This window comes from Helicobacter sp. 11S03491-1, from assembly GCF_002272835.1.
In the GTDB taxonomy this organism is placed as follows: domain Bacteria; phylum Campylobacterota; class Campylobacteria; order Campylobacterales; family Helicobacteraceae; genus Helicobacter_J.
The window spans coordinates 47908-62680 of sequence record NZ_MLAO01000006.1 but is presented as its reverse complement, the minus strand read 5'-3'; the positions used below and the strand labels follow the sequence as shown (position 1 = coordinate 62680).

Annotated in this window: 14 protein-coding genes; 7 read left to right on the top strand and 7 right to left on the bottom strand. The window is 32.7% G+C overall.

The window, feature by feature from the left end; genetic code table 11:
* Positions 1 to 11 precede the first annotated feature (11 nt).
* Complete coding sequence (locus BKH45_RS05455; protein WP_095274472.1) at positions 12 to 2756, bottom strand: RecB-like helicase; 2745 nt, start codon at positions 2754 to 2756, stop codon at positions 12 to 14.
* Between the two features lie 146 nt (positions 2757 to 2902).
* On the opposite strand from BKH45_RS05455, the gene BKH45_RS05450 reads away from it, so the two are divergent.
* Positions 2903 to 3700 carry a hypothetical protein gene (locus BKH45_RS05450; protein WP_095274471.1) on the top strand — a complete coding sequence of 266 codons (798 nt, stop codon included), beginning with the start codon at positions 2903 to 2905 and terminating at the stop codon, positions 3698 to 3700.
* 93 nt (positions 3701 to 3793) lie between these two features.
* Here BKH45_RS05450 and BKH45_RS05445 read toward each other — a convergent pair whose 3' ends face one another.
* Both BKH45_RS05445 and BKH45_RS05440 read right to left on the bottom strand, forming a co-directional pair.
* Positions 3794 to 4102, bottom strand: coding sequence for a hypothetical protein (locus BKH45_RS05445; RefSeq protein ID WP_095274470.1), 309 nt, complete (start codon positions 4100 to 4102; stop codon positions 3794 to 3796).
* 13 nt (positions 4103 to 4115) lie between these two features.
* Complete coding sequence (locus BKH45_RS05440) at positions 4116 to 4454, bottom strand: hypothetical protein (RefSeq protein ID WP_095274469.1); 339 nt, start codon at positions 4452 to 4454, stop codon at positions 4116 to 4118.
* 524 nt (positions 4455 to 4978) lie between these two features.
* Between BKH45_RS05440 and BKH45_RS05435 the strand changes: the two genes are divergently transcribed.
* Entirely contained in the window at positions 4979 to 5953 is a 975-nt protein-coding gene (locus BKH45_RS05435) for an A/G-specific adenine glycosylase (RefSeq protein ID WP_180675662.1), read from the top strand.
* Between the two features lie 81 nt (positions 5954 to 6034).
* Here the strand turns inward: BKH45_RS05435 and BKH45_RS05430 are convergent, their stop codons facing one another.
* Together BKH45_RS05430 and BKH45_RS05425 are read right to left on the bottom strand one after the other, a co-directional pair.
* The gene (locus BKH45_RS05430) at positions 6035 to 6946 is read right to left on the bottom strand and encodes a hypothetical protein (RefSeq protein ID WP_095274468.1); all 912 of its coding nucleotides are present in this window, start codon (positions 6944 to 6946) and stop codon (positions 6035 to 6037) included.
* 26 nt (positions 6947 to 6972) lie between these two features.
* Positions 6973 to 7296: a hypothetical protein gene (locus tag BKH45_RS05425; protein WP_095274467.1), complete on the bottom strand. Its 324-nt coding sequence runs from the start codon at positions 7294 to 7296 to the stop codon at positions 6973 to 6975.
* A gap of 257 nt (positions 7297 to 7553) precedes the next feature.
* Between BKH45_RS05425 and BKH45_RS05420 the strand changes: the two genes are divergently transcribed.
* Together BKH45_RS05420 and BKH45_RS05415 are read left to right on the top strand one after the other, a co-directional pair.
* The gene (locus BKH45_RS05420; protein ID WP_095274466.1) at positions 7554 to 8450 is read left to right on the top strand and encodes a hypothetical protein; all 897 of its coding nucleotides are present in this window, start codon (positions 7554 to 7556) and stop codon (positions 8448 to 8450) included.
* Positions 8447 to 9136: a C39 family peptidase gene (locus BKH45_RS05415; protein ID WP_095274465.1), complete on the top strand. Its 690-nt coding sequence runs from the start codon at positions 8447 to 8449 to the stop codon at positions 9134 to 9136. The genes BKH45_RS05420 and BKH45_RS05415 overlap by 4 nt, the downstream gene beginning before the upstream one ends.
* Positions 9137 to 9591: 455 nt before the next feature.
* Here the strand turns inward: BKH45_RS05415 and BKH45_RS05410 are convergent, their stop codons facing one another.
* The gene (locus tag BKH45_RS05410; protein ID WP_095274464.1) at positions 9592 to 10188 is read right to left on the bottom strand and encodes an NAD(P)/FAD-dependent oxidoreductase; all 597 of its coding nucleotides are present in this window, start codon (positions 10186 to 10188) and stop codon (positions 9592 to 9594) included.
* 31 nt (positions 10189 to 10219) lie between these two features.
* Positions 10220 to 10993 carry a sulfite exporter TauE/SafE family protein gene (locus BKH45_RS05405; RefSeq protein WP_095274463.1) on the bottom strand — a complete coding sequence of 258 codons (774 nt, stop codon included), beginning with the start codon at positions 10991 to 10993 and terminating at the stop codon, positions 10220 to 10222.
* 452 nt (positions 10994 to 11445) lie between these two features.
* Here BKH45_RS05405 and BKH45_RS05400 point away from each other — a divergent pair, with 452 nt between their 5' ends.
* From BKH45_RS05400 to BKH45_RS05390, 3 genes are all read left to right on the top strand, one after another.
* Positions 11446 to 12231, top strand: coding sequence for a DnaJ domain-containing protein (locus BKH45_RS05400; protein ID WP_095274462.1), 786 nt, complete (start codon positions 11446 to 11448; stop codon positions 12229 to 12231).
* A 139-nt stretch (positions 12232 to 12370) separates the two neighbouring features.
* Complete coding sequence (locus BKH45_RS05395; RefSeq protein WP_095274461.1) at positions 12371 to 13222, top strand: NAD(+)/NADH kinase; 852 nt, start codon at positions 12371 to 12373, stop codon at positions 13220 to 13222.
* Complete coding sequence (locus BKH45_RS05390; protein WP_257874501.1) at positions 13207 to 14769, top strand: AAA family ATPase; 1563 nt, start codon at positions 13207 to 13209, stop codon at positions 14767 to 14769. The genes BKH45_RS05395 and BKH45_RS05390 overlap by 16 nt, the downstream gene beginning before the upstream one ends.
* Positions 14770 to 14773 lie beyond the last annotated feature (4 nt).

The following is a 14773-nucleotide window of genomic DNA, read 5'->3' as shown; positions in this document are numbered from 1 at the left end:
GTTCCTTAAAATTATATTACAGGTGTGAATTCTATTTTTTCGCGCACATACAAAACATATGCTTTTACAGATTGATTTTGGAATTGACCTTTGGAAAATTCTAAATATTTCTTTACTTGCCCAATATGTTTATTTTGATTTTTAATACCACTTTTATAATCTAGGATAATAACCTGATTGTTTTTATCTAAAATCATTGCATCTATGCGATTGAGGGTATTTTTGTTTAGATAAGAAACTTCCGATTTTATCCAAGCTTGGCTGATAATTGATTTAAACATTTCATTTTTTTTGAGTTTGTCTATGAGATTCAAAATATCTTCAATACTTTTTTGAGAAAGAAAAAATCCAAATTGATTATTGAGAATATGCCCAATAATTTCTTCTTTTATTCCATATCCAATCCTATATTCAAGCCCCTTATGCAAAGCTTCCCCAAATATTATATTCGCAGAAGCAGAAGATTGGAAATTATCTTCTTGTTTCACAAAGCCCTTTTGCCTGCCGAAATTCTTTTGTTCTATGACCAAGGGAGTGGGGTGAGATTCTTTGGAATTTTGCGATGGTGAAGGATGAGGGTTGCCCATAATAAGCGGGGTGAGTTCAAGTGATTCAAAAGAGCTTTCCTTTTCTTTTGGAATAACAATAAGCCCTTGTTTTGCCCTTGTAAAAGCAACGTATAAAACATTCATTTTTTCTTTTTCGCTGAGTTGTTTTTCTTTTTGGCAAGCTTTTTTATACTCAAAATCAATTCTCTCTCTTTGTTTTTGTTTGTAAAAGATTGTTTTGAGATCTATGCCTTCATAATCAAAGATGAGTTTGCCGGTATCGGGTCTTGGAGCTTTGAGACGATCACAAAGAATTACATATTCAAATTCAAGTCCTTTAGATTTGTGGATAGTCATTATTTGTAAGCCTTTTTTACTCTCAGGAGCAAATCCAATTTCAAGACGATGGATGCTATCTTGGAATTCATCCGGACTATCATAATCACAAGCTATTTCAAGCATTTTTTGAGCTGCTTTGCCATAAAGATTAAAGGTTTCCATAATTTCTAAAATAAATGCTTGAAGTGATTGCGAAGGTTTTTTTAGGGGCATTTGTAAGGTTGCATGATAGTTAAGTCCTGCAAGTTTATAGGCGCATTTTTTATGGAATTCTAATTTTGTTTTTGAGAATGCAATGGCATGGAGAATAATTTTGGCTTCGCTTTGATGAGCAAGCTTGGTGTTGGTTTCAGTAATAATTTGGAGATCGGAGTTTTGCGCCCATAGATAATCTCTGATATCGAGGACATCATCATTGCCAAAACATAAAATAGTAATCTCCCTTAAGGCAATGCCCAAAGAGAGTAGGGCATTGAGATTTTGCCAAATATTTTCATAAATATTTTCATCATTTTGACATATTTTGACATAACCTTTAAAAGAGTTGTTTTTGTTTGGAGAGACCTTTTGAGGGATATAATCTGCAATTTTAGTTCTGAAAATATCATTGACATAAGCAATAACATTTTCAGAACTGCGATAATTATAGGGAAGATTTTTTTGATGGATATTTTTGGAGGCATGATCAAAAAGTTCGCTATTACTCCCTCGAAATCGATAAATACTCTGTTTTGTATCCCCTACAAAAAAGATACTTCTTTCTCCAAAACGCCCTTCCCCGGAATAAATCTCATCAATTAATGGCTTGAGGATTTTGTATTGCACCATGCTGGTGTCTTGAAACTCATCAATAAGAATATGGGTAATCTTATCATCAAGCCTAAAATAAAAAAAATCGCTATCAAAATGATTTTGTAATAATTCATAAGCTTTCAGCGTGATAGCGCCAAAACTTAAGGTGTTATTAAAATTTATTCGCCGGCTTTTTTCATAAAGTTTTAAAAAATGAGAGATTTTATGAAGCGCTAAATACTCAGAGTAATCATAATATTTTTTAAGGGCATCTCTGAGTTCTTGAAATTTGGGTTCTAAATGTTGTAAATGCAATTTTTTGAAATAAAAGTATTCACTCCCTTCTTCAAGCCATTTGAGATTGTCTGTAAGGATTTTGATATTGTCTGTTTTGATAGCATCTTTTGCCCTGGAAGAGGCATTTTCACATTGAGAAACAATCATTTTGATATTTTGAGCAAGTTCTAAAATACTTTTAATATCTTTTCTAATATCTATCGTCTGCAAAGAGCTGACAGGGGGGAGATATTTATCAAATTGAAAGTATTCTAAATCAAGATAAAACACAAGATCAAGCAAAGAGTTTGGACTCATATTTTGAAATATACAAAAATCTAAAAATTCTTGATTGTCTTTTTGTGTGAGAGAAAGAAGAAAATCTTGATAAATTTTGTCTTTATCTTCAAATTCAATTTTGTATTGATGGCTTATGCCCACATACCAGCAAAACTTTTTGAGGATGAAGTTTAAAAAGGCATCAATTGTCATGATTTTTGTATTTGCGTATAAAAATTTTTCATAAATATGGTGGATATTTTTTTGAATATCTTGTGGATCAATCCCGTAATTTTGGAGTTCTTCAATTAGGGGTTGAGCATTTTTGTTGGTTTTGAGGGCGATAAGATTGTCTGAAATACGTTTGTTCATTTCAAAAGCTGCTTTTTTGGTAAAAGTTAGCGTAAGGATTTCATTAGGGTTTGCTCCATTAAAAAGTAAGCCAATATATCTCATCGCAAGCGCAAAGGTTTTTCCACTCCCCGCAGATGCTTTTAAAGCAAGCCATTGTTTGGAATCCATTTTAAGATACACTCCTTTTTGTCAAATAAAAACTAAAAATCTAAATATATCAGAAATATTGTCGATTTTTAAATTCAAAGGTATCCAAAGAAATTAAAATTGTTTTCATTGTAAAATAATATACATGAGATGAAAGGAATATAAGAATGAAAAAGATAATGTTTTTCTTTGTAGGAATAAGTTTGCTTCTAGGTAATGTTTATGGAGCAACTCAAAAAAAATCAACCTCTCCTGTCAAAACAATCCAAACCAAACGGAACATGGTTCTCAATCAATTCACGCGAGGCTCTATTGTGAGTGGGACAAAAGGCACAGGTTCTGTGAGAAGATGGTATTTGTTTAATGAAGGCAGCGTAGGCAGTTCTTATACAATGCTTGGAAAATCCCAATATGTATCTGTAGATTTGGGGTATAGCACTTATATTCGTAGTATTGAGTCTCTTTTTGGTGGGATGAGTTTGATGGCAGGGACAGAAGTGAGTGTCCCTATTTATTTGACAGTTCGGGGCAAGTCTAATATCTTAAGCGATAATCCCGCTCTTGAGACAAAAGAAACACAAGGATTGATAGGAGTTGGAGTCCAACTTCCTTTTATGCTGGGGCTTGAGTATAAGGGATTTTATATTAACGGGCTTGTAGGCTATACATGGTTATTTATGAAAGATACCTACCCTTCTACAGGAGCAGGGGATCACCCAAGTGTGCAAACAACCTATGATGGGTTGATTTATGGAGGCGGGTTAGGTTATAAGATTAGCAATGTTGTCAATATTGGCGTGCGTTATGTAAGAGGCGAACTTACTAATCGAAAAAATCAAACAAAATTCGATCAACGTGCCATTGATCAAGGGCTAGAAGCTAATAGCATTACCAAAGAGCGTGGTAGGGATATTTGGAATGTTGATTATCAGAGATTTTATGTATTTCTTTCTTATATTTTTTAAGTAAAATTTAGATTTGATTTGGATTATTAATTTGAGGTTTGGTATTGGGTATAGGCAACTTGGTAGAGTCATTTGAAAGAACTAAAATCTCATTTATTTCATGTAAATGAAATAAATGAGATTAAAAAGTGCCAACAAAGCTATTAACCCTATAAATACTAGAAAATCTTTGGATTCGTTTTTGATTTTGATAATTTTATAAGAAGTAAAAATTGAGAATATAACATAAAAGGACACAAGTACCATCGCCCAAATATCCACAAATGGCATAGGAAGGATAATTATCCCTCCTATAATTGCTAAGTATTTTTCATAGGGTTTGAGGTATTTGGTGTTGCACCACAGATACAAAAGACAGAGTGATCCCATCCCAAATAGACTCAACCATAAAAATTTTTCCATTAAAATCCTTATTTTAATCTACAAAATTACCAATAAAATGGTGGTTTGCCTCTGTATAGATATGATCATTTGGTCCTGGAGCATTCAGCCAAGAAATTCCAGATATGGCTAATCCAATTCCAATATTGATCAATAATGGCCAAAACTCTCCTTGAGTATGCTTCATTTCATCATTATCTAACAATACTACATTAACATTAGAGCCAAAAATTATATTTTGTTCTCTATCACTCAATACAGATGAATGAGTATTTTTATAAAATACTGCATTTTGTGCAGCTACAGTATTATTTGATTGTCCATAGACAAAAGAAGTTCCCATAAGTAAGATAGAAATCAATACTATTCGCATTTTTTTATTTATTTCTCCGTATTATTTAATATATATTGACAAATAAATTAAATTTTAGTTGTCATTTTGGAAATTTATTCTATTTTAAATTCCAAGTCAATAAAGAATGAAAAATTATTATGAGAAGTATTATTATTTATTACTATATGAAACATTTTTATTATTTTGATAATAAATATTTTATATATTTTTGTCATATAAATATCAATAAATAAAATTTATTATGATAATAAATAGAAATAATATTAAATAAAAATTTTATAAAGTAGATAAAAATCCTTAATAATAAAATTTTGTAATAAAAATAATAAAATATACTTGCATAGGCATTATAAGCAAAGCAGAGATGACAACTCCTTTTAAAAATTCAGAAAACACTATACATATTCGGATTACAATTGATATTTTATCCATTGTTTGTTAGACTTGTGCCATGAATGAGTTATTATCTATGGGTCAAGCTAGCGATTTTAGAGGTATAATAAGCTTATAAACAGGAGAGCTTATTGATGGAAGCAAAGGTTTTGAATGCTATGCACGCAGAGATTTTGCAATGGTATCATCTGTATGGGCGCAAAGAGTTGCCTTGGCGCAATCTCAAAGGAGAAAATGCCCCTTATGGAGTCTATGTTAGTGAAATTATGCTCCAGCAAACACAAGTGGCTACGGTTTTATCAAAATATTACGAACCTTTTTTGAAAGCCTTCCCCACTCTTGAAACTTTGAGCTTGGCAGCAGAAGAAGAGGTTTTGTATTTGTGGCGAGGGCTTGGGTATTATTCACGAGCACGCAATATGCTAAAGAGTGCCAAAATCTGCCAAAAATATCTCCCCGGCGATCCTAAAGAACTCATGAAATTACCCGGCATAGGGAATTATACGGCTAGGGCGATTGCATGCTTTGGTTTTGGCAGGGCAGTAGGGTTTGTGGATGGGAATATCAAACGCTTGCTTTTGAGATTCTTTGCCCTCAAAGATCCAAGCATGAATGAACTCCAAACATATGCCCAAGAAATACTCAACTTTCAAGATAGTTTCAATCATAATCAAGCTCTTCTGGATATTGGGGCAACCCTCTGCACGCCTTTATCTCCAAAATGTGTGCTATGTCCTTTGGAGAAGTGGTGTCAGGGCAAAGATAATCCGCCGGAATATACTCAAAAGTCTAAAATAATCTATGAAAGCATGACTTTAAATCTGGGGGTGTGTATTTGTGATGACAAAATCGGACTCCTCAAAAGCAAGCTTTCTTCCTATAAGGGGTTGTATAATTTTCCTAAAATTCTTGAAACGGGGTTGATTGATCTTCCTTTGATTGGGAGTTTAAGACATTCTTATACGCATTATCGTTTGAGATTGGAAGTTTATTGGGTGTGCGAGATACGCCATCTTGAAGAGGGGATTGAGTTTTTTACTTCTGAGGAAATACAAACACTTCCTATAAGTGGCATGACATTAAAAATCTTGAAACTACTTGAAAAAAATAATCTTTGGAGATAAAAGCCGGAGTAATATTTGGGCTCAGATTATGAGACCCAAATATTTAACTAAAAATTAATTATTTAAGATTGACATGAAGATTTATTTGAAATAAATCCCAAAGGTTATCCCTGCATAAGCGGCATTATAATCCAAGCCATAAGTCATGAAATTAAAATCAAGTTTATAGCCAAGGTGATTATTGATATCATATTTCATGCCGGTGCTAAAACCTGTGCCAATACCATCAAAATTATTTTTATGACCGGTATAGACTCCATTGATTGCATCAGAACTTCTGAGGGCTATATTGGCTCCAAAATATCCAAGTTTATTGCCTTTGGCTACTTGCCATAAATATCTGAATCCGGCTTCATCGCCATTTCTAAAGCTCACATCTTTGTGCTTTTGAGTGAGGTTGAGACGATAATAAAGCTGACCTGTAAAAGAAGAGGTTTTGTCATCTTGTGTGATTCGGCGGATCAGATTAAGCATAAAAGTATGCCCTTTGAAAAAATTCACACTCGAGCTATTGTCATCAAAAATAGCATTATTGATAATATCTGAATTATCTCCAATGACGACTCTAAAATTCTCTCCTTTATACAAGGTAAGCATAGCTCCGATATTAGCGCCGGCAAAATTCATCTCATTGATATGGGTATCTGTATATCTTGAGTCTGAGCTTTGAAAATAACCATTGGCATTTCCAAATATTTCAAGATAATCAAGAATCCCATAGCGGATATTGACATTCAAAAGAGCATCAAGTTGATTCGATCGGAGCTTGTCTTTTGAATAAGTAGGCAAAGAAATAAATTGACCATTTCCAAGCGGGTTTCCATAAAGCATAGGAGCACCTAAGCCGTCTTTTCTATATATCCCCATTCCGGTGATATCCACACCAAGTACAGCTTGATTGCTTTCAAGGACATCTCCCTCCATAGGAGGGGTAGCTTGAGCTAGCCCCAACATACATGTCAAGAATGACACAAATGCTAATAATTTTTTCATAAATTCCTCCTTTAGATCAAAAAATATTAAAATGCAAATGTAAGGCAGCCAACTCCGGCAGTAACTGCACATAAGCCTGCCCCGCTAACAACTCCTACCGGAATCAACCAAGAAGAGTTTTGTTTTACCCAGCTCCAAAAGCCGAAACCTTGAGTATGCTTCATTTCATCATTATCTAACAATACTACATTAACATTAGAGCCAAAAATTATATTTTGTTCTCTATCACTCAATACAGATGAATGAGTATTTTTATAAAATACTGCATTTTGTGCAGCTACAGTATTATTTGATTGTCCATAGACAAAAGAAGTTCCCATAAGTAAGATAGAAATCAATACTATTCGCATTTTTTTATTTATTTCTCCGTATTATTTAATATATATTGACAAATAAATTAAATTTTAGTTGTCATTTTGGAAATTTATTCTATTTTAAATTGCAAGTCAATAAAAAATATAGAGTTATCTTGGAAAAAAGAATCCTTGTTACTATATGAAACATTTTTTTGATAAAAGTTTTATATATTTTCATTTTTAGTTATCTATAAATGAATTATTTTTATCATGATGACTTGTTATAAAAAACATAAAAAATTGGAGTTTTAATGAAAAGATTAATAATTTATTTATTAATTGTCCCTAATCTTTACTCACAAACCCTCAAAGTAGATGAAATGCTCACTAAAAAATCTACTCTGAGATTTGAAGTTTCCTTATATTATGCGAATTTGCAACGGCAAAATAATGTGATAGCCCCTGTGATCGTGGGCTCCGGCATCGGATCTTCTCCCGTATTTACCATACCGGCGATACTAAGCACACAACAAGCCAACCAAGACTATCTCAATCTTGCATTTAATCTCAGATATGGCATTACCAAAGATCTTGAAATATTTGCTTCACCAAGTTTCTTCTATCAACATACCAATATAAGCGATACAGGGTTTTCAAATCAAAATGATTATAATTTTAACAATTTTAACATGGGGCTTATTTATCAAGTCAAAGAGGAGGGCAGGTATCCTGCATTGCTCATTGGCGCTACTCCTATTATGATTGAAAAATCTATCTTCAACAACAATCATGACAAGAATAAACCGGGTAATGTTGATTATTTTAAAAGTTATTCATTCTTTGCTACAAGTTATTACACGGTTGATCCTATTGTATTTTTGATTCAAGGGGGGTATCATCTCAGTCTTCAAAGGAAGTTTGGCAAGCATCATGTAGAGGCGGGGGATGTCCTTAGCCTGAGTCCTATGGTATATTTTGGGATCAACCCATATACTTCGCTTAATTTTGGCATAAGATATGAATACAAGTTCAAAGACAAGATAGACAATCAGGTAGTTATCCATCAAGGCTCATCCATTGCGTATCTTTTTGGGGTAAGTTATGAGATTTCTCCTGATTTGATGATGAGTGTTGATCTCAATAGTCTCAATACAAATTTATATGCGGCTAATAGCGTGAATGTATTATTTTCATACAGAATAAAATGAAAAAGATTATCCTCATTATATTCCGGTGTGTATGGGTGCTAAATGGAGAAGTCTATATCACAGAAGATAATATATTTTTGCAAAAACCACTCAAGTCATGGATAGAGTTTAAAAATGATAACTTAGTCAGACAACAATATGATTATAGCTGTGGTAGCGCTTCTATTGCTACAATTTTGAAGTATTACTATAATGATGGAAACATTACAGAACGTGATGTTATTGATGGGATTTTGAAATCTAAGGGGTATGATAGGACTCAAAATGAAGTTTTGAAAGAAGGGGATAACGTCATTTCTTTTTTGGATTTATCAGAATATGCGAAGTCTAAGGGTTTTAAGGCATTGGGATTTGGGGTTGATTTTGAGAGTTTATCCAAGCTCAAGATCCCTGTGATTATTTTTGTGAGTGTGAGGGATATAGATCATTTTAGTGTTTATAAGGGAATGGATGAAGAGTATGCCTACCTATCTGATCCCAGTTTTGGAAACATCAAAATAAGGCTTGCGATCTTCAAAGAAATGTTTTATCAACGAAAAGATACTTCCTATCCCGGAAAGATATTGGCGATTGTGCCTCAAGATCAAGATGTAGAGATTAACAAGAATTTTATGGACATAAAAAATAACTCAAATTTTCTCTATGACTCTATCAACCGAAATTTAATTTATCAGGGTTTTAGATAATATTTGAATATTAAGATTGGCATCAATAAGAATTAGATTGTAAAAAATATTTATAATTTTTGGATTCGAAATTGTGATGTGATAAAATGTGAAAAATAATATTATAAAATCATTGGTTTTGGGATGTAAAACTATTTTGATACTATCCAAAATAGTGTCAAAAATAGATAGATTAAGGGGTTTTGGAGGTTTTTGATAATACAGATTTGCAAAAAACGACAATATAAATATGCGTGTAGTTTCATAGAAATCTAAACAAAGCTATAACTTTTATTTTAAGCCGGGAATGAATCGGATTGATGTGATATTTTGAAGACAGTGATTTTGCGATATTTTTTTTGTGAGGACAGAGTAGCAAAAATCACAATATAAACATAAGCTTATATTAGAGAAAATCTTGCTACCCCAATATTTGATTTATTTTTGTATTTAAAGTTTTGATAAATTCTATACAATTAGGCTCTAGAGTCTTTAAAGTCGTGGATGACGCTTATACTCCCTTTAATATCACTTAAAATTGCGCAAGCGCTTTCAGCAGCGCTGCCTAATGCGCAAGAGACCATTGAAGTAACCCCTGATGCTATGCCTGCTACATAGATACCTTCTTTAATAAGGTTTCTGTCTGCATGTTTGAGTTTGATTTTTCCGGGTTTGGGCATGAGGGTGTGGGGTTGGCTGATTGATCCTAACCCTTGTATATCAAATTCGTTTGCTCCGGTTGCTAAGACAACATAATCTCCTTCAAAATTTCCTTGAGTGGTTTTGACACAAAAAGCTCCTTTATTGCCCAAAATCTCAGTAGCTTTGGCATCTATATAATTTATTTTGGTAAATTCTTCAATTTGCTTTTTGGTATGGGTAATGATTTGTTCACCTTTGATTGATTTTGGGAAAAAGGGGACATTATAAACTTCTGCTTTTAAGATATCTCCCTTTCCTTCATCAATAATAGTGATGGCGAAGTCTAAATCTTTGTTAATAGCAGATGCCAAGATCAAAGCTGTATTTAATCCTGCGACACTACCACCGACAATAACAATTCTTTTTTTCATTCAAAATCCTTTTTATTACAAAATTTATTGGTTAGCCCGTAACCAGCTTGTAGGCTGTAACGAGCATAGAAAGCAAATAAATGCTTAGTAGCGTTATTCTATGGACTTTGGCGCTAGAGATTTGGATAAGCTTAATCCCTAAATATACCCCCACCATAGACGCTACACCTATATAAAATCCTGCATGGAGGACTTGAGCATCAATGATGTGTTGGCGATGAAGGGATATTGTGCCCGAAATAGAAGAAAAAACAACAAAAAATAAGCCCAATGGAACGCTTTTTTTGGATCCATACCCCAGATAGTATCCCAAAATAGGAACGATCAATAACCCCCCTCCAATCCCTAAAGAAATGGCAAAAATCCCTGTAATCGCACCTGTAAGGATAAGGATAAGACGTTTTTGAAATTGAGATTTTATAGGCGGAGTAGCGTTTGTTGTATTTTTAACATTGAAGGCATATTTGATAAAAGAATAAAAAGTAATACACAAAAATAAAATCGTTAATATTTTTGAACTGATATTTTCAAGAATAAGCCCGCTAAAACTAGCCCCAACCAATCCTCCGATCCCTGCATAAATGCCATCACTGATATCTAAAAGTCTTTTTTTGTAATTGATAATAGATCCAAAAACAGAGGAAAAAATCATCTGCATGATAGAAATGCCTATAGCATGTTGGATGCTATAGCCCAAAATCAACATTATCGGGACAATAATAATCCCCCCACCTATGCCAAAAAATCCTGCTGCTACCCCGGTTATGAGACCAATAACAACATATGCAAAAATATCCAAACCCATAAAATCTCCTGCAAATTTTGTATAATATTACACAATTTTAAATACAAAATAGAAATTTTTAATCGTATTTTCATCTGCTGAAATTATAAAATATTTGATTTAACCCGGTTTTTTTGAAATATTCAAAAATATTTTCATTTTTTGGAATATTTTTGTGGCACTGCATATGATTTATTTTAAAACCTACTTCATTTTGTTTTTTGCAAGAATATCTAATTGAGACCGTGATGAAAAAATCACGAAAGTATCCAAAAAATAATAAATGATGAAATTAATTTGAGTTTGAAAACATTTTATCAGCTAATTATGGTGGATTGTATTTAGCTTTTATCTAATCTTACAAAGGTTGCTTGTTAAAAGTGAGGAATAAAGTTGTTTAAATTTTTAGTCTTAAAATTCGGAATTGATTTTGCTTAAAAGTATTTAGATCTTGCTTGATTTGGGGAGTTTAAATGTGTGTTAGCTATTGTAGTAAGTATATTCAGATTGAATTGTTTGAAAAAAGTCGTTTGCTTCAAAAATTCTTTGAATATACCAAAAAGCATTTTTCTAAGCAATATTATTTATCTTCTTCACTCCTTATTCTTGATGATGGAGAAAGATTTAAAAAAGATTATTTAATCAATTGGGCTTATCATGCAAGCTTACAAGAAGGCAAAATAAAATTAGATACACTCTTGAATAAAAGCTATTTACCCTTGCGTATCAAAATATTGAAACAAAATGATATGCTTCAAAAAATAAATATTTCTCTTCAAATTGTTGGTTTAAATAAGATTATTTTGATACTTAATAAGGAAAATAGAGTTGCAAAACGATATTTGAAATGCTTGTTTGGAAAATATTGTATTTTTGAAACAGAAAATCAAATCCATTTAAATAGCGCGGATGAATCTTTATGGGAATATGTGATTGGGCTTGTGAGTTCCAGAATTATCCATAATGTAGCTATTGATTTTAGTTATGAGGGATTTGGGGGGAGTGCTCATTGTTTTCTCACTCAAGATGAATATAGACTAAGTCAATGTTATAGAGAGCTTGAATCTAAGGTAAGCGATAGTTTTGAGAGTGTAAAAAAGCGTTATTTGTATTTGGCAAGGACTTATCATCCGGATAACGTATATGGCAAAGATGAAGAGATTGTTCAATTCTATTATGATCGTTTTAGAAAAATCAATGAAGCTTATGAAATGATTAAAAAAGTCTCTCAAAATAATCTAATTGAAAAAAATATTTAAAATTTTATTTATTTTAATATTTTTGATAGATGGCATTATTCTTTGGAAGGTATTTTGTCAGTAGATGCAATCGAAAAAATTTTATTCTTATCTCTAGTTTGCTACAATATTTTTTAAAATTTTAATCAAAAGAAATACAATGAATCCACCGGTATTGAAAATAGGTGTTCTTTTAAGACCCTCTACCCCCATACTTAAAGAATCTTTTTTGGATATTCAAAACATATTTCAAAAACAAGGTATTGAGGTAGTGCTTGAGAATGATTCTGCGCAGATGATCGGGATTGAAGGGATGGATTTTGATAAAATGTCTCAAGAGGTCAATGCGCTTGTTTCGCTCGGAGGAGACGGGACGCTTATTGCAGCAATTAGGCGTAGCTACCCTTATAAAATACCTGCTTTTGGCATTAATATAGGTCATTTAGGATTTTTGACAGCCATCAATCCAAAAGAAGTTAAAGAGTTTGCTATGATGCTTGTAAAAGGAGATTATGTTATTGATGAACATATGATGATTGAAGGGACGCTAAAAGGTCCAAATCAAGAAAAGAAACTTTATGCCCTCAATGAAATTCTGATTTCTAAAAAAAATATTCCCGGAATGCTCAAAATTTATGCCAAAATTAATCACGAACCTTTTAATGTTTATTATGCCGATGCGCTTATTGTAGGGACTCCAACCGGTTCTACCGCCTATAATATTAGCGCAGGAGGATCTGTGATTTATCCTTTTTGTAGAAATATTTTACTTACCCCTATTTCTCCGCATTCTCTCACACAAAGACCCATGGTTTTGAGTGATGAATTTGTATTGGAATTTGGTGTAGAAGAGAATTGTATGCTTGTAGTAGATGGGCAAGAAATTGTAGAGATGACAAAAGAAGACACTTTGGTTGTTTGTGCTGCTTGTTTGAATGCTCAACTGATACAAAAGCAAACAAGGAGTTATTTTAAGGTTTTAAAAGAGAAGTTTAAATGGGGCGAAGAATGATCCGCGAATTGATTATTAAAAATTCCGTAGCTTTTGAAAATCTGGATTTAGAGTTTCATAATGGATTTAACGTATTTAGCGGGGCAAGCGGGAGTGGCAAATCTGTTTTGATGGAATCTTTGCTTGGAATTTTTGGTCTAAAAGATACGAATGCAGAATTCATTGAAGCAGATTTGGATGTTTGTTTGAATGATTTTGGGGTTATTTTGGATGAATTTGGACTTTCTCAAGAAGATGAAGGATTAACAATAAGTATCATCAAAAAAGAAAAAACAAGGTATTTTATCAATCATTATGGGAGTTCTAAAAGGCGATTGAGTGAGCTTATGTCAAAATTTGGCAAGCATATCTCCTCAAAGGGCGCAGATGAATTAAAAGTAGAAAATATCCTAAGAGTATTTGATGATTTTATCATTGATAAAAATCCCTCTCATAAAGAATTGTTAGAGAATCTTAGAAAAGAATTTCATTTGTATAATCAGCTCAGAGAAGATTTAAGAGTTTTAGAAGAGGAGGAAAGAAATATTCAAAATCTTAAGGAGTTTGCTGAGTTTGAAATCCAAAAAATTTCATCCATTGCGCCAAAAGAAGGTGAATATGAGAAGTTATTGGAACTAAAAAAATCTCTTTCAAAAAAAGAAAAAATTCAAGAAAGCCTTCAAGATACTCTTTATGTGCTGGAAGAAGCCTCAAAAATTACCCATACACTTGCTTTGATAGGGAAACAAAGCGCTCTTTTTGAAGAAGGACTTTTAGAAGTGAGGGCATTCTTAGATGATGAGAGTCAAAGGCTTGAGACATTAGATGAAATAAACACAGAGGAAATGCTTAATCGTATTGAGTTGCTTGCGGATCTTAATCGAAGATATGGAAGCATTACTCAAGCACTCCATCATTTAGAGGTTCAAAATAAAAAACTTCAAGATTATCAAAATCTAACTCAAGATAAGGCATCTCTTACTAAAAAAATTGATAATTCGCGAAATATTTGCTTTGAATTAGGAAAGCATATTCGGATAAATCGTCAAAAATTCCTTATAGATTTTGAAAAAGAAATACTTTGTCTATGCAAGCAACTGTTACTCAAAGATCCTAAAATTACTCTTAAACCTTGTGATCTCAAAAAAACAGGGTTTGATGAAATAGAATTTAAACTTGAAAATACAACCATTGAATCCCTGAGTTCAGGGGAATATAATCGCATGAGATTAGCAATGATGTGCTTAGATGCAAAAATTAATCATTCCGGGGGTATTTTGGTTTTAGATGAAATTGATGCTAATTTGAGCGGGCAAGAAAGCGAAGGTGTGGCTAAAGTGCTTCAAATGCTTTCAAAAACTTATCAAGTCTTTGCCATTTCGCATCAACCACATATGCCTGTACTTGCAGATTGGCATTATTTGGTTTATAAAGAAAAAGGAAAAAGCCAACTCAAGCTTCTTGACAAACAAGGGAGGATTGAAGAAATGGCCAGAATGATCAGTGGAGTGAATATCACAAATGAAGCTTTGGAGTTTGCTAAAAAAAGATTAGAAGAACATTCTTAAGGAA

What these genes read in the sequence shown, in the direction of transcription:
- BKH45_RS05455 (WP_095274472.1), bottom strand. Translation starts at nt 2,756, where the DNA reads ATGGATTCCAAACAATGGCTTGCTTTAAAAGCATCTGCGGGGAGTGGA.
- BKH45_RS05450 (WP_095274471.1), top strand. Translation starts at nt 2,903, where the DNA reads ATGAAAAAGATAATGTTTTTCTTTGTAGGAATAAGTTTGCTTCTAGGT.
- BKH45_RS05445 (WP_095274470.1), bottom strand. Translation starts at nt 4,102, where the DNA reads ATGGAAAAATTTTTATGGTTGAGTCTATTTGGGATGGGATCACTCTGT.
- BKH45_RS05440 (WP_095274469.1), bottom strand. Translation starts at nt 4,454, where the DNA reads ATGCGAATAGTATTGATTTCTATCTTACTTATGGGAACTTCTTTTGTC.
- BKH45_RS05430 (WP_095274468.1), bottom strand. Translation starts at nt 6,946, where the DNA reads ATGAAAAAATTATTAGCATTTGTGTCATTCTTGACATGTATGTTGGGG.
- BKH45_RS05425 (WP_095274467.1), bottom strand. Translation starts at nt 7,296, where the DNA reads ATGCGAATAGTATTGATTTCTATCTTACTTATGGGAACTTCTTTTGTC.
- BKH45_RS05420 (WP_095274466.1), top strand. Translation starts at nt 7,554, where the DNA reads ATGAAAAGATTAATAATTTATTTATTAATTGTCCCTAATCTTTACTCA.
- BKH45_RS05415 (WP_095274465.1), top strand. Translation starts at nt 8,447, where the DNA reads ATGAAAAAGATTATCCTCATTATATTCCGGTGTGTATGGGTGCTAAAT.
- BKH45_RS05410 (WP_095274464.1), bottom strand. Translation starts at nt 10,188, where the DNA reads ATGAAAAAAAGAATTGTTATTGTCGGTGGTAGTGTCGCAGGATTAAAT.
- BKH45_RS05405 (WP_095274463.1), bottom strand. Translation starts at nt 10,993, where the DNA reads ATGGGTTTGGATATTTTTGCATATGTTGTTATTGGTCTCATAACCGGG.
- BKH45_RS05400 (WP_095274462.1), top strand. Translation starts at nt 11,446, where the DNA reads ATGTGTGTTAGCTATTGTAGTAAGTATATTCAGATTGAATTGTTTGAA.
- BKH45_RS05395 (WP_095274461.1), top strand. Translation starts at nt 12,371, where the DNA reads ATGAATCCACCGGTATTGAAAATAGGTGTTCTTTTAAGACCCTCTACC.
- BKH45_RS05390 (WP_257874501.1), top strand. Translation starts at nt 13,207, where the DNA reads ATGGGGCGAAGAATGATCCGCGAATTGATTATTAAAAATTCCGTAGCT.